This is a genomic window from Micromonospora chaiyaphumensis, from assembly GCF_900091435.1.
Lineage (GTDB): Bacteria > Actinomycetota > Actinomycetes > Mycobacteriales > Micromonosporaceae > Micromonospora > Micromonospora chaiyaphumensis.
In genome coordinates, this window is record NZ_FMCS01000002.1 from 276,721 (window position 1) to 298,589 (window position 21,869).

Genomic DNA, 21,869 nt, shown 5'->3' on the forward strand with positions numbered 1-21,869 from the left:
TCGACGCGCGGGTGCGTAGTATTCGAGGCATGACGGCGACAGCGACGTCGGCCCGGTCGGACCTCTCCGAGCTGGGACGATCCGAGACCGCTCTGCGGACCTTCCTGCACGGCCTGCCCGGCGTGGACCAGGTCGGCGCGGAGCAGCGGGCGGCACAGCTCGGCACCCGCTCCATCAAGACCACCGCGAAGGCCCAGGCCATCGACCTGGCGATCCGGATGGTCGACCTGACCACCCTCGAAGGGGCCGACACCCCCGGCAAGGTGCGGGCGCTCGCCGCCAAGGCGCTGCGCCCCGACCCGGCCGACCCGTCCTGCCCGCACGTCGGGGCGGTCTGCGTCTACCCCGCGATGGTCCCCCACGTGGCCGAGGTGCTGCGCGGTTCCGGCGTGCACCTGGCCAGCGTGGCGACCGCCTTCCCGTCCGGCCAGGCGCCGCTGGAGATCAAGCTGGCCGACACCCGGGCGGCCGTCGCGGCCGGCGCGGACGAGATCGACATGGTGATCAACCGGGGCGCGTTCCTGGCCGGCCGCTACAAGGAGGTCTACGACGAGATCGTGGCCACCAAGGAGGCCTGCGGTGACGCCCACCTCAAGGTGATCCTGGAGACCGGCGAGCTGGCCACCTACGACAACGTGCGCCGGGCGTCCTGGCTCGCCATGCTGGCCGGCGGCGACTTCATCAAGACCTCCACCGGCAAGGTCCCGGTCGCGGCCACCCCGCCGGTGACCCTGGTGATGCTGGAGGCGGTCCGTGACTTCCGCGCCGCCACCGGGCGGCAGGTCGGCGTGAAGCCGGCCGGCGGCATCAAGACCACCAAGGACGCGATCAAGTACCTGGTCATGGTCAACGAGACCGTCGGCCCCGACTGGCTGGACCCGGACTGGTTCCGGTTCGGCGCGTCGAGCCTCCTCAACGACCTGCTCATGCAGCGCACCAAGCTGACGACCGGCGTCTACGCCGGCCCCGACTACTTCACCCTGGACTGAGCGCGATGTTCGAATACGCACCCGCCCCCGAGTCGCGCTCGGTGGTGGACATCAAGCCCTCGTACGGGCTCTTCGTCGACGGGAAGTTCGTCGACCCGACCGACGGCGGCAGCTTCAAGTCGATCAACCCGGCCTCCGAGGAGGTGCTGGCCGAGATCGCCGAGGCCGGCAGCCAGGACGTGGACCGCGCGGTCCGCGCCGCCCGCCAGGCGTACGAGAAGGTCTGGGGTCCGATGCCGGGCCGGGACCGGGCGAAGTACCTGTACCGGATCGCGCGGATCATTCAGGAGCGCTCCCGCGAGCTGGCCGTGCTGGAGTCGCTGGACAACGGCAAGCCGATCAAGGAGTCCCGCGACGTCGACGTGCCGCTCGTCGCCGCGCACTTCTTCTACTACGCGGGCTGGGCGGACAAGCTGGAGCACGCCGGCTTCGGTCCGAACCCCCGGTCGCTCGGCGTGGCCGCGCAGGTCATCCCGTGGAACTTCCCGCTGCTCATGCTGGCCTGGAAGATCGCCCCGGCGCTCGCGGCCGGCAACACGGTGGTGCTCAAGCCGGCCGAGACGACCCCGCTGACCGCGCTGCTCTTCGCCGAGATCTGCCAGCAGGCCGACCTGCCGGCCGGCGTCGTCAACATCGTCACCGGCGCCGGCGAGACCGGCCGGGCCCTGGTCGAGCACCCGGGCGTGGACAAGGTCGCCTTCACCGGCTCGACCGAGGTCGGCAAGGCCATCGCCCGGGCGGTCGCCGGCACCCGCAAGAAGCTGACCCTGGAGCTGGGCGGCAAGGCCGCCAACATCGTCTTCGACGACGCCCCCGTCGACCAGGCCGTCGAGGGCATCGTCAACGGCATCTTCTTCAACCAGGGGCACGTCTGCTGCGCCGGCTCCCGGCTGCTTATCCAGGAGTCGGTCGCCGACCGGGTGCTGGAGTCGCTCAAGCGGCGGATGGCGCAGCTCCGGGTCGGCGACCCGCTGGACAAGAACACCGACATCGGCGCGATCAACTCGGCCGCGCAGCTCGCCCGGATCCGGGAGCTGTCCGAGGCCGGGTCGGCCGAGGGTGCCGAGCGCTGGTCGCCGCCGTGCGAGCTGCCGGACCGCGGCTTCTGGTTCGCGCCGACCATCTTCACCGGGGTCACCCAGGCGCACCGGATCGCCCGCGAGGAGATCTTCGGCCCGGTGCTGTCCGTGCTGACCTTCCGCACCCCGGCCGAGGCCGTGGAGAAGGCCAACAACACGCCGTACGGGCTGTCGGCCGGGATCTGGACCGACAAGGGCTCTCGGATCCTGTGGATGGCCGACCGGCTGCGCGCCGGTGTGGTGTGGGCCAACACGTTCAACAAGTTCGACCCCACCTCGCCGTTCGGCGGCTACAAGGAGTCGGGCTACGGTCGCGAGGGCGGCCGGCACGGGCTGGAGGCGTACCTCAATGTCTGAGCGGGTCGCGGTACGCAAGACGTACAAGCTCTTCATCGGCGGGAAGTTCCCGCGCAGTGAGTCGGGACGGTCGTATCTCGTGCAGGACTCCAACGTGTCGCTGGCCTCCCGCAAGGACGCGCGGGACGCCGTCGTCGCCGCCCGGGCCGCCGTGAAGGGCTGGGCCGGCGCGACCGCGTACAACCGCGGTCAGATCCTCTACCGGGTCGCCGAGATGCTGGAGGGCCGGCGGGACCAGTTCGTCGCGCTGGGCGCCTCGGCCGCTGAGGTCGACGCGGCCATCGACCGCTGGGTCTGGTACGCGGGCTGGTCCGACAAGCTCCCCCAGGTCTACGGCGGGGCGAACCCGGTGGCCGGGCCGTACTTCAACCTCTCGGCGCCCGAGCCGACCGGCGTGGTGGCCGTGGTGGCCCCGGAGTCGCCGGCGCTGCTCGGCCTGGTCAGCGTGATCGCCCCGGCGATCGTGACCGGGAACACCGTGGTGGTGGCGGCCTCCCCGTCGGCGCCGCTGGCGGCCGTGACCCTGGCCGAGGTGCTGGCCACCTCCGACCTGCCGGGCGGAGTGGTGAACATCCTCACCGGCCGGCTGTCCGAGACCGTGCCCACGCTGGCCGCGCACATGGACGTCAACGCCATCGACCTGACCGGGGTCGCCGACGCCGAGCTGGCGGCGGAGCTGGAGGTCAAGGCCGCGGAGAACCTCAAGCGGGTGCTCCGGCCGGCCCCGGCCGACAACGACTGGTACGCCGACCCGGGCGTCACCCGGATGACCACGCTCCTGGAGACCAAGACCGTCTGGCACCCCAAGGGGGTGTGATCGCGGGTCACCGCCGGGGTTCCGGTCGGGGGCCGCGTGGGTGTTCGGCTCGGGCGCGGCCGCCGTGGGAAGTGTTCTACTACGGGGGGTAGGATTACGGCGTGACTCGGCTCGGTGATCTGGAACGTGCGGTGATGGACGTGCTGTGGGACTCGGTCCCCGCCACGTCGGACGGCGTGACCGTGCGCGAGGTCGCCGACGCCCTGGACGGGCGGGAGCTGGCCTACACGACGGTGATGACCGTGCTCGACCGGCTCGCCGGCAAGGGCATGGTGCAGCGCGAGCGGGAGGGACGGGCCTGGCGTTACCGGCCCGCCGCCACCCGCGAGGCGCACATCGCGCAGCTCATGCTCGACGCCCTCGACCTCGGCGGCAGCCGGGACGCCGCGCTGGTGCGCTTCGCCCGCTCGGTGACCGGCACCGAGGCGGAGGTGCTGCGCGCGGCGCTCAGCGCCGAGGCGGGCCTGACCGACCGGGTCGAGGACCCGCGGGCGGGCGGCCCGGCGCTCGACGAGGCGACGGACCGGTAGGGCGGCCGCCGTGGCGTACGCCCTGCACTTCGCCGCGACCATCCTGGCCTGCTGGCTGACCGCGCAGGTCCTGGCCGCCGCGCGGTGGACCTGGCAGGCCCCGCGGGTGGCGATCGTCTGCTGGCAGGCGGTCGGGCTGGCGCTCGGCCTGTCCGCCATGGGGCTGCCCATGGCGCTCGGGCTGAGCGCGTACGAGCTGCCGACCGGGAGCGCCCTGCTGACCCTCGTCGACGACCTGGCCCACGGCACCCTGCCGGCCGGGCTCGGCGCGCTGCACCTGGGCCTGGTGGGTGTCGGCTTCGGCATCGGCGCGGTGCTGCTCACCACGACCGTGCGCAGCATCCACGGCACCGTCCGCGCCCAGCGCCGGCACCGGGAGCTGCTCAGCCTGGTCGCCCGGCGTGACCCGACCGTGCCCGGCGCGCTGGTGCTCGACCACCCGAGCGCGGCGGCGTACTGCCTGCCAGGGGTGAAGCCGCGGGTGGTGGTCAGCGCCGGCACGCTGAGCCTGCTCGACCGGGCCGAGCTGGCGGCGGTGCTCACCCACGAGCGGGCGCACGCCCAGGAACGGCACGATCTGGTGCTGCTCCCGTTCACCGCGCTCTGCCGGGCGCTGCCCTGGTTCCGCTGGGTGCGGGACGCGCACGAGCGGGTGGCGCTGCTGGTCGAGATGCGCGCCGACGACAAGGCCCGCGAGCTGCACGCCGGGGCGCCCCTGGCGGGGGCGCTGCGCCGGTTCGCCGCCGCCGGCCACCGGGTCACCCCGGCCGGCACGCTGGGCCTGGGCGACCGCGACCTGGACGTCCGGGTGCAGCGGCTCATGGTGGCGGACCAGCCGCCGCGGGTGCTCGGCGCCACCGCGCTGTCCGTCGCGACCCTGCTGGTCGCCCTGCCGATCTCCCTCTTCCTGAGCTGACCGACCGGAACCCGACCCGGTGCCGCCACCGGGCCGCATAGGTAGTGAGTCTACGTGTAGGCTCGCTATCAGAAGCGAGTCAACCCGTGGGAGGACGGCCATGGATCCCCTGCTCCTCGCCCGCCTGCAGTTCGCCACGACCACCTCGATCCATTTCCTCTTCGTGGTGGTCACGCTCGGCCTGGTCACCCTGCTGGTCGGCCTCCAGACCGCCGGTTTCGTCACGGGCAAGCCGGTCTACGAGCGGCTGACCCGCTTCTGGGGCCAGCTCTACGTGATCAACTACGTGCTCGGGATCGCCACGGGAATCGTCATGGAGTTCCAGTTCGGGCTGAACTGGAGCGGCCTCTCGCGCTACGTGGGCAACGTGTTCGGGGCGCCGCTGGCCATCGAGACGCTCGTCGCGTTCTTCCTGGAGTCCACGTTCCTGGGCATGTGGATCTTCGGCTGGCACCGGCTGCGGCGCGGCGTCCACCTGGCGCTGCTCTGGGGCGTCGCGCTCACCGCGTACGCCTCGGCATTCTGGATCATGGTGGCCAACGCGTGGCTCCAGCACCCGGTCGGCTACGAGGTGCGCGACGGGGTCGCCCACCTCACCGACTTCGGCGCGCTGCTCACCAACCCCACTCTCGGCTTCGCCTTCGGCCACGTGGTCTCGGCCGCCCTGGTCACCGGCGGGATGCTGATGGCCGCGGTCAGCGCCTGGCACCTGATCCGGCGTACCCCGGACTTCGCGCTCTTCCGGAAGTCGCTGCGGCTCGGGCTGATCACCGCGGCGCTCGCGGTGACCACGCTCCAGGGCTTCGGCTTCGCGCAGTTCGCGCCGGTCGGGGAACTCCAGCCGACCAAGTTCGGCGGCGGGGCCGACCGCGACGCGCTGGTCGCCGACTGGACGGCGCGGTTCGGCCCGGGCGACTACACGCCGCCGGTGCTGTCCAACGTCGGCCTGGGCTTCATGATCATGATCGGCTTCACCCTGGGCTGTGTCTGGTTCCTGCTGCCGCTGCTCTGGCGGGACTGGCTCATCCGGCTGAAGTTCCCGCTCTGGCTGGTGCTGCTCGCCGTGCCGCTGCCCTTCGTCGCGGTGATCCTCGGCTGGATCGCCCGCGAGGTGGGGCGCCAGCCCTGGGTCGCCTACGGGCTGCTGCCCACCGGGCAGGCCGTCTCGCCGGTCAGCCCCGGGCTGATGCTCACCTCGTTGATCGGGTTCAGCCTGCTGCTCGGCACCCTCGCCGTCACCAACTGGGTGCTGCTGGCCCGGCACGCCGCCCGGGGCGCGCACGACCCCGCGCTCGGCCGGCCGCCCGCGCCGGACACCGACCACCACCCCCATCCCGTGTTCGCCTGAGGGAGCCCGTCGTGGAACTCGCCTGGTACGCCCTGCTCGGCCTCTTCTTCGCCACCTACCTGGTGCTCGGCGGCTACGACTACGGCGTCGGGCTGCTGCTGGCCCGGGGCGCGACACCGCAGGCCCGCCGGGCCGCGCTGAACGCGGTCGGTCCGTTCTTCCTCGGCAACGAGGTCTGGCTGGTGGCCGCGGTCGGCATCCTGTTCGGCGCCTTCCCCGCCCTGGAGGGCGAGCTGCTCTCCGGCAGCTACCCGGCCGTGCTCGGCGCGCTCTTCGGGGTGGTGCTGGTGACGGCCGGGGTGCAACTGCGCGGCCGGCCGCGGTCCGCCGCCGCTCGCGCCGGCTGGGACCGGGTGGTGGTGGCCGGCAGCGTGCTCGCCGCACTGGGCTGGGGCGCGTTGCTCGGCGCGCTGCTCCAGGGCGTGCCGCCCTCCGGCGACGGGCACGGGGCCGGGGCCGGCCACCTGTTCACGCCGTTCGTGGCCGCGGCCGCGCTGGCACTGCTGGCGCTGGTCGCCGTGCACGGTGCGACCTTCCTCACGCTGCGGCTGCCGGCCGCCGACGTCCCGTCGGTCGCCCGGCTGGCCCGGGGCCTCGTGCCCGCGGCGCTCACCGCGGTCGCCACCGTCGCCGTCCTGGGCCTGCTCTCCGATCGGGTACGCGCCGCCGTGGCCCGCCCGGCGGTGGCCGTGCTCCTGCCGTTGGCGCTGGTGGCGGCCCTGCTGGTGGCCCGCGCGGCGCTGCGCCGGGGCCGGGCCGGGGTGGCCTTCGCGGCGACCAGCGTGGCGCTGGCCCTGCCGGTGCCGCTGGTCGGCGCGGCTCTCTGGCCCCGGGTGCTGGTCGCCACGGCCGACCCGGGGGCCTCGCTCACGGTGGCGGACGCGGCCGCGAGCGGGCCCACCCTGGCGCTGCTGGGCTGGCTGGCGCTGCCGCTCGTGCCGGCCCTACTAGGCTTTCAGGCGATGTGCTGGTGGGTGTTCCGGGGACGGACCGACGGCAGGGCACCGGTGTACTGGTGAACCGCCGCCCGTTCGACCCGCGGCTGCTGCGCCGGGTCCCCGCGGCCCGGCGCGACCTCGCCGTGCTCGCGGTGCTGGGCGGGCTGACCGCGCTGCTCGTGGTCGCCCAGGCCACCGCCTTGGCGACCCTGCTGGCCACCGCGATCGACGGGCGGCTGCACCGGCCCGCGCTGGCCGGTTTCGTGGCGGCGGTCGCGGTCCGGGCGCTGGTGAGCTGGGCGCAGGGCACCGTGGCGGCCCGGGCGGCGGCGACGGTCAAGGCGGCGCTCCGGGCCGACCTGCTGCGTGCGGTCGGCCGGCACGGCCCCACCTGGGTGGCCGGCCGGCGCGCCGGGCAGCTCGCCACCCTGGCCGGGCGCGGCCTGGACGCGCTCGACCCGTACTTCACCGGCTACCTGCCACAGCTCGTGCTGAGCGTGACCGTGCCGCTGGCCGTGCTGGCCCGGATCGTGCTCGCCGACTGGAGCTCGGCGCTGATCATCGCGCTGACCATCCCGCTCATCCCGGTCTTCGGGGCGCTGCTCGGCTGGCAGGCGCAGGCCGCCACCGAGCGGCAGTGGCGGCGGCTGTCGCTGCTCGGCGGGCACTTCCTCGACATGGTGGCCGGGCTGCCCACGCTGCGCGCGTTCGGCCGGGCCCGGGCCCAGGTCGACGTGGTGCGCCGGATGGCCGACGGGCACCGGCAGGCCACCATGCGGACGCTGCGCATCGCCTTCCTGTCGGCGCTGGTCCTCGAACTGGTCGCGACCCTCTCGGTGGCGCTGGTCGCCGTGCCGGTCGGCATCCGGCTGCTCGGCGGCGGGATCACCCTCTCCACGGCGCTGCTGGTGCTGCTGCTCACCCCGGAGGCGTACCTGCCACTGCGGGCGGCGGGCAGCCGGTTCCACGCCAGCATGGAGGGTCTGACCGCGCTGGACGAGGCGCTCACCCTCTCGGCGACACCCGAGGCGGCCGCCCCGGGGACCGCACGGCCGGCGCCGTCCGGCCGCGGCGAGATCCGCTTCGAGGGCGTGACCGTCGCGTACGAGCGGACCACTGCGCTGCGGGACGTCACGCTCACCATCCGCCCCGGCGAGCGGATCGCGGTCATCGGGCCGAGCGGGGCGGGCAAGAGCACGCTGCTCGGCCTGCTGCTCGGCTTCGTCACCCCGACCGCCGGCCGGGTCACCGTCGACGGGGTGGACCTCGCCGGCGTCGACCTGGACGCCTGGCGGCGGGAGCTGGCCTGGGTGCCGCAGCGGGCCCACCTCTTCGCCGGCTCGCTGGCCGACAACATCCGCCTCGGCGCCCCCGACACCCCGGACGCCGCGCTGGCCGGCGCGGTCACCGACGCCGCGCTGGACGAGGTGGTCGCCGCGCTGCCCGACGGGCTCGGCACCACGCTGGGCGAGCGCGGGCACGGCCTGTCCAGCGGGCAGCGGCAGCGGGTCGCGCTGGCCCGGGCGTTCCTGCGGGACGCCCCGCTGGTGCTCCTCGACGAACCGACCGCCCGGCTGGACAGCGCCAGCGAGGCGGTCGTGCTCGCGGCCACCCGGCGGCTCGTCGCCGGTCGGACCGCGCTGCTGGTCGCGCACCGGCCCGCGCTGCTGGAGGACGCCGACCGGATCCTCCGCGTCGAGGACGGCCGGATCACCGAGCTGAGCCGGGTGCCGGCCGGGAAGGCCGCGCCATGACCCACGGACCCGAGCGGGCGGTGCTGCGGCTCGCCCGGCCCTACCTGGGCCGACTGCTGGGCGCCGGGCTGCTCGCCGCGGCCACCGAGTTCGCCGGCCTGGCCCTGATGGCCACCGCCACCTGGCTGCTCATGAGCGCCGCCGGCCGGCCTCCGCTGGACCGGCTCACCGTGGCGATCGTCGCGGTGCGCGCGCTCGCGGTCAGCCGGGGCGTCCTCCGGTACACCGAACGGCTGGCCGGGCACGACGCGGTGCTCCGCATGATCACCGACGTCCGGGCCCGGGTGTTCGCCACCCTGGTCGCCCGACGCGACGCCGCCGCCCAGCGCACGGGAGACGCGCTGAGCCGCCTGGTCTCCGACGTGGAGGCCGTGCAGGACCTGCTGCTACGGGTGCTCGTGCCGGGGGCGGCGGCCGCCCTGGTGAGCGTGCTGGCCGTGGGGAGCGCCGCGCTGATCTCGCCGCCGGCCGCGGGTGTGCTCGCTGTCGGGCTGCTGGTGGCCGGGGTGGCGCTGCCCGCGCTGGCCGCCGGGCTGACCCGGCGGGCCGCCGACGAGGTGGCCCCGCTGCGCGGCGCGCTCGCGGTGGACGCCGTCGACCTGACCCACGGCGCCGCCGACCTGGCCGCCTTCGGGGCCACCGGCACGGCGCTGGCCGCCGCCGAGAGCCGGGCCGGCCGCCTGGCCCGGCTGGAACGCCGGCTCGCCGCGACCGGCTTCGCGGTGGACGCGGCCGGGGTGCTGGCCGGCGGGCTCACCGCCGCCGCCGTGGTGGTCGTCGCGCTGCGCGCGGGCGTCGGCGGAGTGCTGGTCGGTGTCCTGGCGGTGGGCACGCTGGCCGCCGTCGAGGTGTCCCTCGCCCTGGTCGGGGCGGCCCGGCAGCGCACCCAGCTCCGCGCCGGCCTGGCCCGGGTGGCCGACCTGCTCACCGAGTCCGGGGAGCCGGCGCCCACCGCACCTGCCGGCCCGGCGCCGGGCGGGCACGACGTCCGGTTCACGGGCGTGACCGTCCGCTACCGGGAGGGAGCGGCGCCCGCCCTGGCCGGGGTCGACCTGGACCTGCCGGCCGGCCGGCGGGTGGCCGTGGTCGGGCCGAGCGGCGCCGGCAAGAGCACCCTGGCCGCCGTGCTCACCGGGGCGGTCCGCCCCGACACCGGCCGGGTCACCGTGGGCGGCGTGGACGTGTCCGGCCTGCCGGCCGACGAGCTGCCCCGGACGGTCGGCGGGCTGCTCGCCGAGGCGTACGTCTTCCACGCCACGGTCCGGGAGAACCTGCTGCTCGGGCGGCCCCGCGCCGACGAGGCGGAGCTGACCGCCGCCACCCGGGCCGCCGGCCTGCTGGACTGGGTCCGCGCCCAGCCCGACGGCTGGGAGACCGTGGTCGGCGAGCAGGGTGGACAGCTCTCGGGTGGGCAGCGGCAGCGGCTCGCGCTGGCCCGGGCGCTGCTGGCCGCCCCGCCGGTGCTGGTGCTGGACGAGCCGACCGAGGGGCTCGATCCCGCGGCCGCGGACGCGGTGCTCGCGTCGGCGCTGGCCGCCACCCCGGCCGGGCACTCGGTGCTGCTGATCAGCCACCGGCTCAGCGGCCTCGCCGGGCTGGACGAGATCGTGGTCCTCGACGCGGGCCGGGTGGTGCAGCGCGGCCGGCACGAGGACCTGGTGGCCCGGCCGGGCTGGTACCGGGAGCAGTGGCTGCTCCAGGAGGCGGCCGAGCGCGGCTACCTGGCCCTCGCCCCCTGAGCGTTTCCGGGGTTTTCCCCGACGCGGCCGGCCCCGAGCGGTGGCAGGGTGGTCCCATGCGGGGGTACGAGGAGATCCGCGTCGACGAGCGGCTGCGCGAGCTGGCCGGGCAGCTGCACGGGCCGGCCCGGCTCAAGGCGGACCTGCTGACCGAGGCGCGGCACGCGCTGGAGGACGCCGTCGAGGCGTACCGCGAGGGTGGCCTGCCGGTCGCGGAGGCGGAGCGGCGGGCGGTGGCCGAGTTCGGCACCCCGGCCCAGCTCGCGCCCGGCTACCAGGCCGAGCTGGCCGCCGGGGCGCTGCGGCGGCTGGCGCTGCGGGCGCTGGCGGTGGCGACGGCGCTGATGGTCGGCGGCGACCTGACCTGGCGCGGGGCGAGCTGGAGCGAGGGCCCGCGGCCGCCGGAGGGCTATCTACTCCTCTCCGCCACGGTCGACGGCATCTGGGCCGTGACCGCCGGGCTGGCGCTGGCCGGGCTACTGCTCGGCCTGCTCGCCGCTCGCTACGGCTCGCCCCGGCTGCCTCGGCTGGCCCGCGCGGTGGGCTTCGGGCTGACCGGCGGGCTGGTCGTCGGCGCGGCGGCCGGCGTGGCGCTGTTCGGCTGGTCGGTGCAGCTCTGGGACGCGGCGCTGACCTGGCCTCCGATGATCATCGGCGCGGTGGTCGTCGGCGCCGCCTGGTTCGCGCTGGCCCGGGCCGCCCGCTACTGGCTGCTGAGCGCCCGCGGCCCCCGCGTCGCGGGCTGACCGCGGCTCAGGCCGGGCCGGCGGGCGGCGCGTCGGTGCCGAGGAAGCGGCCCACGGTGGCGCTGAACTCGCGCCATCCGGCGCGTTCCCCGGCGAGCGCCCGGCCGCCGGCGTCGGTGAGCTGGTAGGTGCGCCGCTCCCGGCCGTTGACGGTGCTCCAGTCGCTGGCCACGTAGCCGGCCCGTTCGAGGCGGCGCAGCGCCGGATAGATCGTGCCGGTGGGCAGGTCCAGGGTGCCGCCGCTGCGGGCCCGCAGCGCCTCGATGATCGCGTAGCCGTGCAGGGCGCCCTGCTCCAGCACCGCGAGCAGCAGCGCATCCAGGTGTCCGTGCAGCGCATGGGCCTTCATACGTAGCAAGCCTACTTGTCCGCAGGTCGGGACGCCACCGGGGTGCGGCTCCCGGCGACGGTGGGACGCCCACTAGGGTATGTGCGCAGAGTCACTCGGCGGCCGAGCGCCACCGGGTGGGCAACCCGAAAGCACACGGAGGTCAGCGTGGCCCGCCAGTCGCCCCAACGGCCCGACGCCGACGAGCCCGAGCTCGACGACACCACCGCGTCGGCCGAAGCAGACGAGGTCGAGGTCGACCGCCCGGCGGCGGACCGCGCGCTCTGGGACGAGCTGCGGATCGACCCGGTGGAGATCGCCCTGCCCGCCGGCACCGGCTTCACGCTGCGGGCCTACCGGCCGGCGCGTGAGCTGACCCCGACCGACGTCGCCGAGCGCGACCTGGACGACCCCTTCCTGGCCCGCCGCCAGGTCGTCGAGACCGAGGACGACGAGGAGGTGGTGATCCTCGACGAGGAGTTCGCCGCCCTCGCGGCCGAGGAGGAGGACGACGAGGAGCCGGCCCGGCGCCGCCGGCGTGGCAGGGCCGAGGCGGCCGCGGACGAGGACGCCGCCGAGGAAACCGAGGCCGCCGACGAGGAGGACGAGGACGAGGCGGACGCCGCGGGCGACGAGGAGGTGCCCGTCTTCCTCACCCACCGGGGCAAGCTGCTGCTGTTCAAGACCCCGGAGTCGCTGGTCAGTTTCATCCGTTCCGGTGCGCCCAACGACCTGTCTCAACTGGACAGCTGGAATGAACTGTCCGAACGGGTTGAACCGGCCGACATCGCCCCGCTGGACGAGGACACCTACGAGCTCGACCTGGTAGTGGAGAACCTCCGCGGCGGCCACGACGCGTGGGACCCGACGCTGTTGATCGAAGCCGGTGAGATCGCCCGTGACCTGTCGTACGCGCTCCGGCTACCGGCTGTGCTCGACATGCTCTCCGCCGGTTCCAGCCTGGACGACCTGGACGAGGCGCTGCGCGCTTCTGTCAATGGCGGAATCGGTGGATTCCTGGGCCGGCGCCGACTGAAGAAAATCGGGGCACAAACCGCAAGTTTGGGTTGGCGCACCATTGTCGGCAAGATCTCTGCTGTTGTGGACTGGCGCGACTGACCCGGAGCGGGGAGCATCAGTCTCTGGCAGAACTAGACCTGTGTGTCCCGGGAGGAGGACGACGCCGTGGCGCTCGTGCGCGTGTACTGCGGTCTGGCCTCGGCGGATTCGGCCGACCGGTCGGCTTCGGCCGGATCGACGCTGACGTCCGCTGTGGTCGACGACGCAGGCCGTCTGCTGCATGTCTGCGAGATCGGTGACGACCCGGCTGGCTACGCCCAGCTGGTCGCGCTGCTCGTGGAGCGGTCGGGCGGGCCGAGCGGTGCGGCGATCGCGGCCGACAGCGACGACCACACGGTCACCTCGCTGCTGAGCGCGGCGGGTCGGCCGCTGGCGATCGCGGACGACGACTCGGTCGACGACTTCGCCGAGCGGTTCGCCGACGACGACTCGCTGGAGGAGATGCAGTCCCCGCCGGCCGAGCGCCGGGCGGTCGGGCTGGCCCGGGCCCTCCAGGCCGGCGCGCTCTCCGCGGTGACCCTCCCGGCCCCGCGCGACCTCGCCAACTACAAGCAGGTCCTCGCCGCGCACGCGGCACTGGCCAGCGGCCGGCACTCCGCCGCGGTGGCGCTGCGCGAGGTGCTCCGCGAGCTCTACCCGGCCGCGCTGCGCGCCTACCCCGACCCGGCCGAGCCGGTCTCCCTGGCCGTCCTCGACGCGCTGCCCGAGCCGGGCATGCTCGCCGGCACGGTGGCCCGGGGGCGCGAGGTCGCCGTGGCGGCGGACGCCGTCGCCGCGCACCTGGCCGCCGAGGGCGTTGCCGACCCCGACACCATCGACGACGCGGTGACCGCGCTGCGGGTCGCCATCTCCGAGACGCCCCGGCGGGCCACCGTCAACCGGGCACTCACCGCGGCCGTCGCCGAGACCGTGCGGCAGGCCGTCGCCTCCGTCCGGGCCTGCGACGCGGGCTGCGACGCGCTGGTCGGCGCGCTCAGCGCCCGGGTCACCACGCCCGCTCCGGCGCCGGGTCGCCGGGCCGCCGCGCGTCGCGGCGAGCAGGTCGAGGACCTGGCCCCGTCGACCCCCGCCGGGCTGCGCCCGGTGCGCCCGGCAGAGCCCGAGCCGGTCGCGGAGCAGGCCGGGCGGCGCAGCCGTCCCGAGCCGGTCTCCGGGCTGGCGGGTCGGCGCAGCCGCCCAGAGCCGGTCTCCGGGCCGGCCCCCACGGCCGCACCCCGACCGCTCGGCCCGCCGCCGGTGGCGCCCGCACCGGTCGCACCGCCGCCCGTCGCACCGGCCCCGGTCGCCCCGGCCGCGTCCCTCGGCCGGCCGGCCTCCGCGCCGCCCGCCCGCCCCGAGCCGACCGGTGCACCGCTGCCGTCGCGGGTGGACGGGCCGACCAACCGGCCCATCTCCGCCCCGCCACCGCCGCCGCCCGGGATCACCCCGATCGCCCCGGCGCAGCGCGGCGCGGTGCCGCCAGCCGAGGCCGGGGAGCCGTTCCGTCCCACGCTGACCACCGCCGCGATCAACAAGGCCCGGGCCGAGCGGCAGCGCACAGTCATCCCGCCGCGGCCCAAGACCAACCAGGAGCCGCCGACCGGTGGCTTCAGCGCCACCGACCTGACGATCCCGGTGCCGACGCCCCGCCCGGGCCAGGAGACCGCTCCCCCGGGCTCCCGGGCCAACTGGCCGCTCGTCAACAACGGCGACGAGCAGGACGACCGGGCCAAGGAGGCGCCGGCCTACCCGTACGGGCGGGGCGTGGACGCGCCGAGCGACCCGGGCCGGGTCACCCCGCCCTGGCTCGCCGACGACCTGCCGCAGGAGCCGCCGATGCTGCGGCTGGTGGAGCCGCCGCCGCTGGCCGACCGGGCGCTGCGCAACGAGCTGGACCCGCCGACCGACCCCGGGCTGGACACGCGATCACTCCGGCTGGTCGACCGCCCGGAGGACAACCGGCCGAATCGCCCGGCTCCCCGTGCCGAGGCGCCCACTCCCCCGCTGGAGCGACGCCCCGCGCCCAAGGAGCACCGGCCACCGCCGGTCTCCGACGAGGGCGACGGCGACCTGCTGATCTTCGCGCAGGCCAAGTCGGCCTGGTTCGTCGGGCACGGCGACGAGGCCGACCTGGACTGGTCGACCACCGCGGACACCGGCTGGCAGGCGGCCGAGCAGGCGGCCCGCCCGTCGGTGGGCGACGAGACGAAGGCCGGCCTGCCCAAGCGGGTCCCGCAGGCCAACCTGGTGCCGGGTTCGCCGCTGCGCGAGGAGCGTCCACTCCGGATCGTCCGCAATGCGGCCAGCCTCGCCGAGAACACGACCGGCTACTTCCGGGGTTGGCGGCGCGGCCAGGAGATCGGCGGTTTCGCCGTCGGCGGCCGCCCCGGCCGGGAGGCGGCCGGCGGCTGGGACTTCAGCCGGGACACCGGCGACCGCGACGACGAGCGGGAGTACGAGTACCGGTCCGCGGGCTACCGGTCCTGATCGGAGCCTCCGCCCACCTCACCTGCGTGTTCCTGCCCACACCCGGAGAATTTGACGCCGGGAGCGGCCGGCCGGGAGCATACCCGGCGGACCGGCCGGCGGCGGGTGTTCGCCGGGGGTGGGAAGGCGGCTCCAATGGCGACACCGGCAATCGACTCCTCTGTGCTCACCCGGCGGGGGGTCCTCGCCGCGGCGGCCGCCAGCCTGCTGCTCGCCGGCTGCGGGCAGCCGGGCGAGCGACCGGACGACGACTCCTCGGCCAGTAGCGCCCCCGGCAACCAGGACCTCGTCGTCGGCGCCAGCCTGGAACTGACCGGCCGGGGCGCCGCGCTCGGCGTGCCGCAGCAGCGCGCCCTCGAAATCACCGCGGAGGCGCTGAACGGGGTCGGCATTCCGGTGGGCAACCTCCGGCGGTCGGTCCGCCTGGAGATCCGGGACAACCGCAGCAACCCCGGGGAGGCGGCCCGTCAGGCCGCCGAGCTGACCCGGGCGGGCGCGCAGGCCCTGATCGGTGGCACCCTGGCCGAGACGTCGGTGGCCCTCGCGAAGGCGGCCCAGAAGGTCAAGACCCCCTTCCTCTCGCTGGGTCTCGGGGACGGCGTCGTGCTGCCGCTCGCCGAGCGCACCTTCAGCTTCCAGGTCACCCCGGACGCCATCGACGTGGCCCGCCGGCTGGCGGACCTGATCGGGGCCCAGCGGGTACGGCAGGTCGCCCTGCTGGCCGCCGACGGGCTGCACGGCGACTCCGGGGTGCGCGCGGTGCGTACGGCGCTGCACGGCACCGACGTGGACCTGGTCCGCACGGTCCGGCTGCCCGCCACCGGTCGGAGCTTCGCCGGCGCCGCTCGGCGGATCGCCGCCGTCGAGCCGGACGGGGTCATCGTCTGGGGCGCCGCACCGGACTCCGGTGTGGCGGCCCGGGAACTGCGCCGGGCCGACTACGACGGGCCGATCTTCTTCGACGCCGGCGCGGTCACCGCGGACACCCTCAGCGCCGCCAACGCCGCCGCGGTCGAGGGGGCGTACGCCGTGCATCCGGCCGGCCTGGGCGCCTCCGCGCTGACGGCCACGAGCACCGCGGATCTGGAGCGGCGGAACTTCAACGACCGTTACGCCCAGCGGTACGGCCGCTCCGACACCTTCGCCCCGTACGCCTCGGACGCGCTCCAGCTCGTGGCGGAGTCGGTCCGGCTCGCCACCAGCCTCGACCGTGGACGGTTGCGAGCCTTCCTGCAGACGCAGGTGGCCGAGGGCATCGCCGGCGGGTACGCCTTCACCGAGACCCGGCACGGCGGCATGGAGCCCGATTCGCTCGCCGCCTACGTGGTCGCACAGGGCAGCTGGCAGCTGTACGGCTGACCGCGCCAGGCCGGTGACCGTCCCGATGGGACGGTCACCGGCCTGGCGCGCAGCGTACCGAGCGGGGGACAGCGAGAAGCGCCCGGTGGCCGATGGCCGCCGGGCGCTTCGTCACCGGGTCAGGCGGGGGCGACGGCCCGCGAGCGCCGCATGGTGAGCACGTACTCGACCAGCGAGATCAGCACGTGCTTCGTCGACTCCCGGTTACGGGCGTCGCAGGCCACCACCGGCACGTCCGAGGAGATCGCGAGCGCGTCCCGGACGTCCTGCGGGTCGTGGTACTGCATCCCGTCGAAGCAGTTGATGGCCACCAGGTACGGCAGCCGCCGGTGCTCGAAGAAGTCGATGGCCGCGAAGCAGTCGGCCAGTCGACGGGTGTCGACAAGCACGACGGCGCCGATCGCGCCCCGGACCAGTTCGTCCCACATGAACCAGAACCGGGTCTGACCCGGCGTACCGAACAGGTACAGGATCAGATCGCGGTCGATCGAGATACGACCGAAGTCCATCGCCACCGTGGTCGTCGTCTTGCCCGGCACCTGCCGGGTGTCGTCGACGCCCACGCCGGCGGAGGTCATGATCGCCTCGGTGGTCAGCGGCGTGATCTCCGAGACCGAGCCGACCAGCGTCGTCTTGCCGACGCCGAATCCACCGGCAATAACGATCTTCGCCGACGTCACGCGCCCGCTCGGGGCCGGCGGCCGGTGCGACATGTCAGAGCCTGCGAAGTCCACTCAGCACCCTCTCCAGCAGTTCAGTGCCCACCGCGTCGTCGGAGTCGTCCAAAATGGTCGGCTCGTGGACCGCGACCAGGCCGTCCGTCGCCATGTCGGCGATGAGCACCCGGGCCACGCCGAGCGGAAGCTGCATCCGCGCCGCGATCTCGGCGAGCGACTGCACACGTCCGTCACACAGCGCGGCGATGTACTGGTGCTCACGGCCCTGGCCACCGTTGCCAGTGGCAACCGACCGGCCGCGCACCGTCGTCTCGACGAGCGCCTCCAGGGCGATCTCGAGCCGGGGGCGGGTACGACCGCGGGTCACGGCGTACGGACGGACCAACGCTCCGGTCGGTTCGTCACGATCAACCATGTCGCCGCTCACCTCCTTCGTACCCGGCACCGGCTCGCCCCGGTGGCATTCGTCCTTGTCGTAGTTGTTGCCGCTCCTGACCCACCGGTCAGCGCGTCGTTCAGCCCATCATCCCGACAGCCGTGCGTGGCTGCGGGGTCAGAGCGTCGCCCACCCGGTCGACGAGCAGGGCCATCTCGTAACCGACCTGCCCGACGTCGCAGCTGCGCGCGGCGAGCACGGCGAAGGACGAGCCGTCCGAGATGGACATCAGGAACAGGAAGCCGTTGTCCATCTCGACGACGGTCTGCAGCACCGCCCCGCCCTCGAAGCAGCGGGCCGCGCCCTGGGTCAGGCTGACCAGGCCGGACGCGATCGCCGCCAACTGGTCCGCGCGGTCCCGAGGGAGATCACGGGACGAAGCGAGGAGCAGGCCGTCGGCGGAGACGGCGACCGCGTGCGCCACACCGGGCACCCGGTCGGCGAAGTTGGCCAACAGCCATCCGAGATCCTGCGTAGTTGTCATCCTTGTTGCTCCTTCTGCCCGCTCCCGGCCACTGGGCCTGAGCCAGACTGCGAGGACTGCTGCTGCCCGCCCGGAGTCCCCTCCGGGCCGGTGGAGTTGCTGTCGGTCGGGTTGCTGCGCCCCCGCTGCACGCCCCGATGGTAGGCCGAGAGCAGACCCCGTACGCCCTCCGGCGTGCGGCGCTGCACCGACGTGGACGGCTTCTCGATGCCACCGGGCACGAGCTGCGCCATCGGCGTCCGCTTCGGCAGGCCCTTCTGGGTGGTCTCCTCGACCGGGACCTCGGTGGCCGCGGAGGCGGCCCGCCAACCGTCGTCGGCCGCGGTCTGCCAACCAGGCTGCGGCGGCGCGGCGGGCTGCCGGGTCGGCAGCGCACCGGCGTAACCGGAACGGGCACTCCCGTTCGCCGAGCCGTTGTCGCGCGGCGCTCCGCCGGCCGTCGGAGGGTGTGCCATCGGTGTGTTACCTGTCGTCCCGGGTGGTGTCTGCTGGACGGCCCGACCGGCGGTGTCGACCTTGGCGAACTGCTGGGTCGCGGCGCCGTTGGCCGCCGTGGGCTCCGCAGCGGCCGCCTCCTCCTTGGGCGCCGGCCGGCTGGTGCGGAACCAGGCCGACTCGAGCTCCCGGAAGATCGGCAGCTCCATCGTCTCGTCCGCGTACCGCTGGCGGTTGCCCGGCTGCTGCGGGGTGGCCGCCCGTGGCGCGGGGACCGGCGCGGGCGGGTTGACCGCCGGCGTCTCCGGGCGGGTCACCCGGGGCAGCTCGGTGGTCATGTCCAGGCCGGCGGCGAGCCGCTCGGGCACCGCCGGGGCCGCGGCCTGGTCGGGCGTGGCCACCGGCGGCCAGGCCGGCGGGGCACCGACCTGCGGCGCGGGAGCCGGCGGGGCGGGACGCGGCGGCACCTGGTTCACCGGAGGCACCGAGACCGGGTAACCCGCGGCCGGCGACGCCGACACGGGCTGACCGGAGGCGGGCACCCCCGACACGGGGTAACCGGACGCCGGGGCGCCGGAGACCGGGTAGCCCTGGGCCGGAGCGCCGGAGACCGGGTAGCCCTGGGCCGGCGAGCCGGAGACCGGGTAGCCCGAGACCGGGTGACCGGAGACCGGGACACCCGAGACCGGCGGGACCGGCGGGGCGGAGACCGGCGGCGGGTTGTACGGCCCGACCTCCGGGCTGCTCGGCAGCTGCCGCGGGATGGCCGGCTGCTGGCCCGTGGAGGCCGGGTCGGCCTCGGCGGGGTTGCGCCGCTGGGGCAGCGGGTCGATCGGCTGGCCGTTCGAGCTGCGCGGGGTGAAGCCGTCGCCGCCAGCCAGGGCCCCGGCGCCGGTCAGGTCGGACCAGGCCGGCATGGAGCGGCCCCCGCCCGCGTTGGCCGGGGTGCCGGAGCCGTTGCGCGACGCCGGGTCGAAGGACCGCCCGCCCAGGGTGACCTGGTTGCCGGAGGCACCGGGGTGCGGAGCCGGCGGCGGGGTGTGCGGGCCGTTGCCGAGGGCGGCCAGGGCACCGAAGGCCGGGGCGGGACCGCCCTGCTGCGGGCCACCGAAGGTCGGGGCGAGACCGCCCTGCAGCGGGCCACCGGCGGCCGGGAGGGCCGGTGCAGGCTGGCCGCGGCCGGCGAGGGCACGCGGCACCAGGACCGAGGTGGGCAGCGTGACGTCCGCGACCGTGCCCCGGTCGGCGCCGGGCCGCAGCTCGACCTTGACGCCGTGCCGGGAGGCCAGCCGGGCGACCACGACCAGACCCATCATCCGGGAGACCGCCACGTCCACCTGCGGCGGCGTGGCCAGCCGCTCGTTCAGCTCGCGGAGCTGCTCGTGGCTGATACCGATGCCCCGGTCCTCGACGTAGAGCGAGGCGCGGTCGCCCACCCGCCGGGCCTCCACCATGACGTGCGAGTCCGGCGGGGAGAAGGCGGTGGCGTTGTCGAACAGCTCGGCGACCAGGTGCACGAGGTCGTTGACCGCGTGCGCGGCGACCTCGATGTCCCGGTCGATCACGCCGAACTCGATCCGCGTGTAGTGCTCGACCTCGGACTGCGCGGCGCGGAGCACGTCGATCAGGGCGGCCGGCTCGCGCTGCACGCGGGTGGAGTCCGCGCCGGCGAGAACCAGGAGGTTCTCGTCGTTGCGGCGCATCCGGGTGGCCAGGTGGTCGAGCTGGAACAGCTCGGCCAGCCGGTCCGGGTCCTCCTCGCCGCGCTCCAGCCGGTCGAGGTGGCCGATCAGCCGGTCGACCAGGATCTGCGACCGGCGGGCCAGGTTGACGAACATGGTCGCGACGGAGGCCCGCAGGGCGGCCTGCTCGGCCGCGGTCCGGACCGCCTCCAGGTGGACGGCGTTGAACGCCTCGGTCACCTGACCGAACTCGTCCTTGCTGCGGACCGGCAGCGGCTCGGCGATCTGGTTGGCCAGCTGCACCGGGGAGAGCTGCCCGGTGACCTGCGGGTCGCGCAGCCGGGCGACCGCCTGCGGCAGGCCGTACTGGGCCACCGAGAGGGCGCCCTGGCGCAGGTCGCGCAGCGAGCGGGCCATGGATCGGGCGACCAGGTAGGCGAAGAGGATGGCCAGCAGCAGCATGCTCAGCAGCAGGCCGGTCTCCAGGAACACCTGGCGCTGGGTGTCCGACCGCAGCTCGTCGGCCTGACGCACCACGTTGGCGTCCAGCCGGTCCTCGACCGTCCGGATCAGCTTGGCGTAGTTCACCATGGTGGCGTCCCAGTCGTCCGTCGTGAACGGCGGTTTCGACAGGTCGCCGGAGGTGTTCGCCTGGACAGCGGTGGTGTAACGCTCGGCCTTGCGCAGGTCCGAGCCGCTGACGGTCTGGTCGAAGAACTCGGAGTCGGCCTGGTTGGCGACCGCCTTGAAGTTCTGGAACGCCTGCGTCTGGCCCGTGCGGCTGGCGATGAACTGCTCACGCAGGTTCGGGGTGAGCTGCGCCGCGTTCAGCGCCTCGTGGACGATCACCCGGCGCTGGGCCAGGAATTCCTTCTGCCGGGCGACCGCGGCCGCGGCGCGCATCCGGTCGCTCAGGTCGTTGTCGCCGGCGAGCTGGATGGCCGAGTCGCGGATGGCCAGCAGGTCACTGATCAGTGCCTCGTAGGACCGCTGGGCGTCGGCACTGGTCAGCTTGCCGTTGTAGACCTGGCTCCGGGTGCCCGGCAGGTCGGCCAGCCCCTGGTCGACGACCTTCAGCCGGGCCTCGAACGTGCGCGGCAGGTCGTCGATCGCCAGGCGCTGCCGGGAGTAGGGCGCCTTCGCCTGGTCGACCCGCTGGTTGGCCCGGTTGTAGGCCTCCTGGTACTGCGCCCGTGTCTGCACTCCCTTCGCACCGAGGAAGAGCACCGAGTTGACCCGCTCGTCCTGGAGCGTGTCGGCCAGGTCGCCCGAGTAGGAGATCAGGTTCGACAGGTCACCGGCCCGGTTGGCATTGTTGAGCGTCTCCAGGTGGTCGACCAGACCGCTGGTGCCGACCACGACTGTCGCGATGGTCGGCACGATCATGATCAGGCCGAGCTTGGACCAGATCGGCATGTCGCGGAGCCGGCTGGCCGGCCGGCTCAGACGCGACAGGAAGGAGCCCGCCGTCGTTGGCCGTTTGCTCACGTCACCGCCCTCGCATTACCGCGTCCGGCGTCACCTGTGGGCAACGCCGAGCGACCGACCCGGCGGGTCGGACCTCCGAGATTCCATCACGCCGTCCCGCAAAGAGAAAGCCCAGGTTGTCCCTCGCCGGAGGTGTGATGAGATGTTGATGCAATTTGATAGCAATCCGTCTGGCCGGAGTCACTCAAGGTAATGGAACACCCGCACCGCGTCGTCCTGCT

17 protein-coding genes and 1 pseudogene are annotated in these 21,869 nt (G+C 74.6%); 13 read left to right on the top strand and 5 right to left on the bottom strand.

All coding sequences use genetic code 11. The features are described from left to right. Positions 1 to 29: 29 nt before the first annotated feature. The 10 genes and pseudogenes from deoC (at position 30) to GA0070214_RS07075 (ending at position 11,213) form a co-directional block, all read left to right on the top strand. Positions 30 to 989, top strand: a complete 960-nt coding sequence (gene deoC, locus GA0070214_RS07030; protein WP_091260454.1) for a deoxyribose-phosphate aldolase — start codon at positions 30 to 32, stop codon at positions 987 to 989. A gap of 5 nt (positions 990 to 994) precedes the next feature. Continuing rightward, positions 995 to 2,425, top strand: a complete 1,431-nt coding sequence (locus tag GA0070214_RS07035; RefSeq protein ID WP_091260456.1) for an aldehyde dehydrogenase family protein — start codon at positions 995 to 997, stop codon at positions 2,423 to 2,425. After that, positions 2,418 to 3,242: an aldehyde dehydrogenase family protein gene (locus GA0070214_RS07040; RefSeq protein ID WP_091260459.1), complete on the top strand. Its 825-nt coding sequence runs from the start codon at positions 2,418 to 2,420 to the stop codon at positions 3,240 to 3,242. The genes GA0070214_RS07035 and GA0070214_RS07040 overlap by 8 nt, the downstream gene beginning before the upstream one ends. Positions 3,243 to 3,343: 101 nt before the next feature. Further along, positions 3,344 to 3,772 (top strand): BlaI/MecI/CopY family transcriptional regulator, encoded by a 429-nt coding sequence (locus GA0070214_RS07045; RefSeq protein ID WP_091260462.1) that lies wholly within the window; start codon positions 3,344 to 3,346, stop codon positions 3,770 to 3,772. 10 nt (positions 3,773 to 3,782) lie between these two features. Then, the gene (locus tag GA0070214_RS07050) at positions 3,783 to 4,688 is read left to right on the top strand and encodes a M56 family metallopeptidase (protein ID WP_091260465.1); all 906 of its coding nucleotides are present in this window, start codon (positions 3,783 to 3,785) and stop codon (positions 4,686 to 4,688) included. A gap of 100 nt (positions 4,689 to 4,788) precedes the next feature. Further along, positions 4,789 to 6,036, top strand: a complete 1,248-nt coding sequence (locus GA0070214_RS07055; protein WP_091260467.1) for a cytochrome ubiquinol oxidase subunit I — start codon at positions 4,789 to 4,791, stop codon at positions 6,034 to 6,036. Between the two features lie 11 nt (positions 6,037 to 6,047). Continuing rightward, positions 6,048 to 7,055 carry a cytochrome d ubiquinol oxidase subunit II gene (locus GA0070214_RS07060; RefSeq protein ID WP_091260470.1) on the top strand — a complete coding sequence of 336 codons (1,008 nt, stop codon included), beginning with the start codon at positions 6,048 to 6,050 and terminating at the stop codon, positions 7,053 to 7,055. After that, a complete protein-coding gene (cydD, locus tag GA0070214_RS07065) occupies positions 7,052 to 8,728 on the top strand; it encodes a thiol reductant ABC exporter subunit CydD (RefSeq protein WP_091260473.1) in 1,677 nt (558 codons plus the stop codon). Before GA0070214_RS07060 ends, cydD begins: the two co-directional genes overlap by 4 nt. Continuing rightward, positions 8,653 to 10,467, top strand: a pseudogene (gene cydC, locus GA0070214_RS07070) (thiol reductant ABC exporter subunit CydC); the annotation flags it as partial. The gene cydD and the pseudogene cydC, both read left to right, overlap by 76 nt. A gap of 56 nt (positions 10,468 to 10,523) precedes the next feature. Beyond that, positions 10,524 to 11,213 carry a permease prefix domain 1-containing protein gene (locus GA0070214_RS07075; protein ID WP_091260477.1) on the top strand — a complete coding sequence of 230 codons (690 nt, stop codon included), beginning with the start codon at positions 10,524 to 10,526 and terminating at the stop codon, positions 11,211 to 11,213. A 7-nt stretch (positions 11,214 to 11,220) separates the two neighbouring features. Here the strand turns inward: GA0070214_RS07075 and GA0070214_RS07080 are convergent, their stop codons facing one another. Further along, positions 11,221 to 11,562, bottom strand: coding sequence for a PadR family transcriptional regulator (locus tag GA0070214_RS07080; RefSeq protein ID WP_091260478.1), 342 nt, complete (start codon positions 11,560 to 11,562; stop codon positions 11,221 to 11,223). 147 nt (positions 11,563 to 11,709) lie between these two features. Here GA0070214_RS07080 and GA0070214_RS07085 point away from each other — a divergent pair, with 147 nt between their 5' ends. From GA0070214_RS07085 to GA0070214_RS07095, 3 genes are all read left to right on the top strand, one after another. Then, positions 11,710 to 12,660 (top strand): DNA primase, encoded by a 951-nt coding sequence (locus GA0070214_RS07085; RefSeq protein WP_091260483.1) that lies wholly within the window; start codon positions 11,710 to 11,712, stop codon positions 12,658 to 12,660. Between the two features lie 42 nt (positions 12,661 to 12,702). Then, entirely contained in the window at positions 12,703 to 15,087 is a 2,385-nt protein-coding gene (locus GA0070214_RS07090; RefSeq protein WP_091260486.1) for a transposase, read from the top strand. A gap of 135 nt (positions 15,088 to 15,222) precedes the next feature. Next, positions 15,223 to 16,446 (top strand): ABC transporter substrate-binding protein, encoded by a 1,224-nt coding sequence (locus tag GA0070214_RS07095; protein WP_091260488.1) that lies wholly within the window; start codon positions 15,223 to 15,225, stop codon positions 16,444 to 16,446. Positions 16,447 to 16,565: 119 nt separating this feature from the next. Here GA0070214_RS07095 and GA0070214_RS07100 read toward each other — a convergent pair whose 3' ends face one another. The 4 genes from GA0070214_RS07100 to GA0070214_RS07115 form a co-directional block, all read right to left on the bottom strand. Further along, entirely contained in the window at positions 16,566 to 17,159 is a 594-nt protein-coding gene (locus GA0070214_RS07100; protein WP_091260490.1) for a GTP-binding protein, read from the bottom strand. Between the two features lies 1 nt (position 17,160). Then, positions 17,161 to 17,538: a DUF742 domain-containing protein gene (locus tag GA0070214_RS07105; RefSeq protein ID WP_091261430.1), complete on the bottom strand. Its 378-nt coding sequence runs from the start codon at positions 17,536 to 17,538 to the stop codon at positions 17,161 to 17,163. 100 nt (positions 17,539 to 17,638) lie between these two features. After that, positions 17,639 to 18,043, bottom strand: coding sequence for a roadblock/LC7 domain-containing protein (locus tag GA0070214_RS07110; RefSeq protein ID WP_013283992.1), 405 nt, complete (start codon positions 18,041 to 18,043; stop codon positions 17,639 to 17,641). Further along, positions 18,040 to 21,648 (bottom strand): sensor histidine kinase, encoded by a 3,609-nt coding sequence (locus GA0070214_RS07115; RefSeq protein ID WP_091260492.1) that lies wholly within the window; start codon positions 21,646 to 21,648, stop codon positions 18,040 to 18,042. Before GA0070214_RS07115 ends, GA0070214_RS07110 begins: the two co-directional genes overlap by 4 nt. Between the last annotated feature and the right edge of the window lie 221 nt (positions 21,649 to 21,869).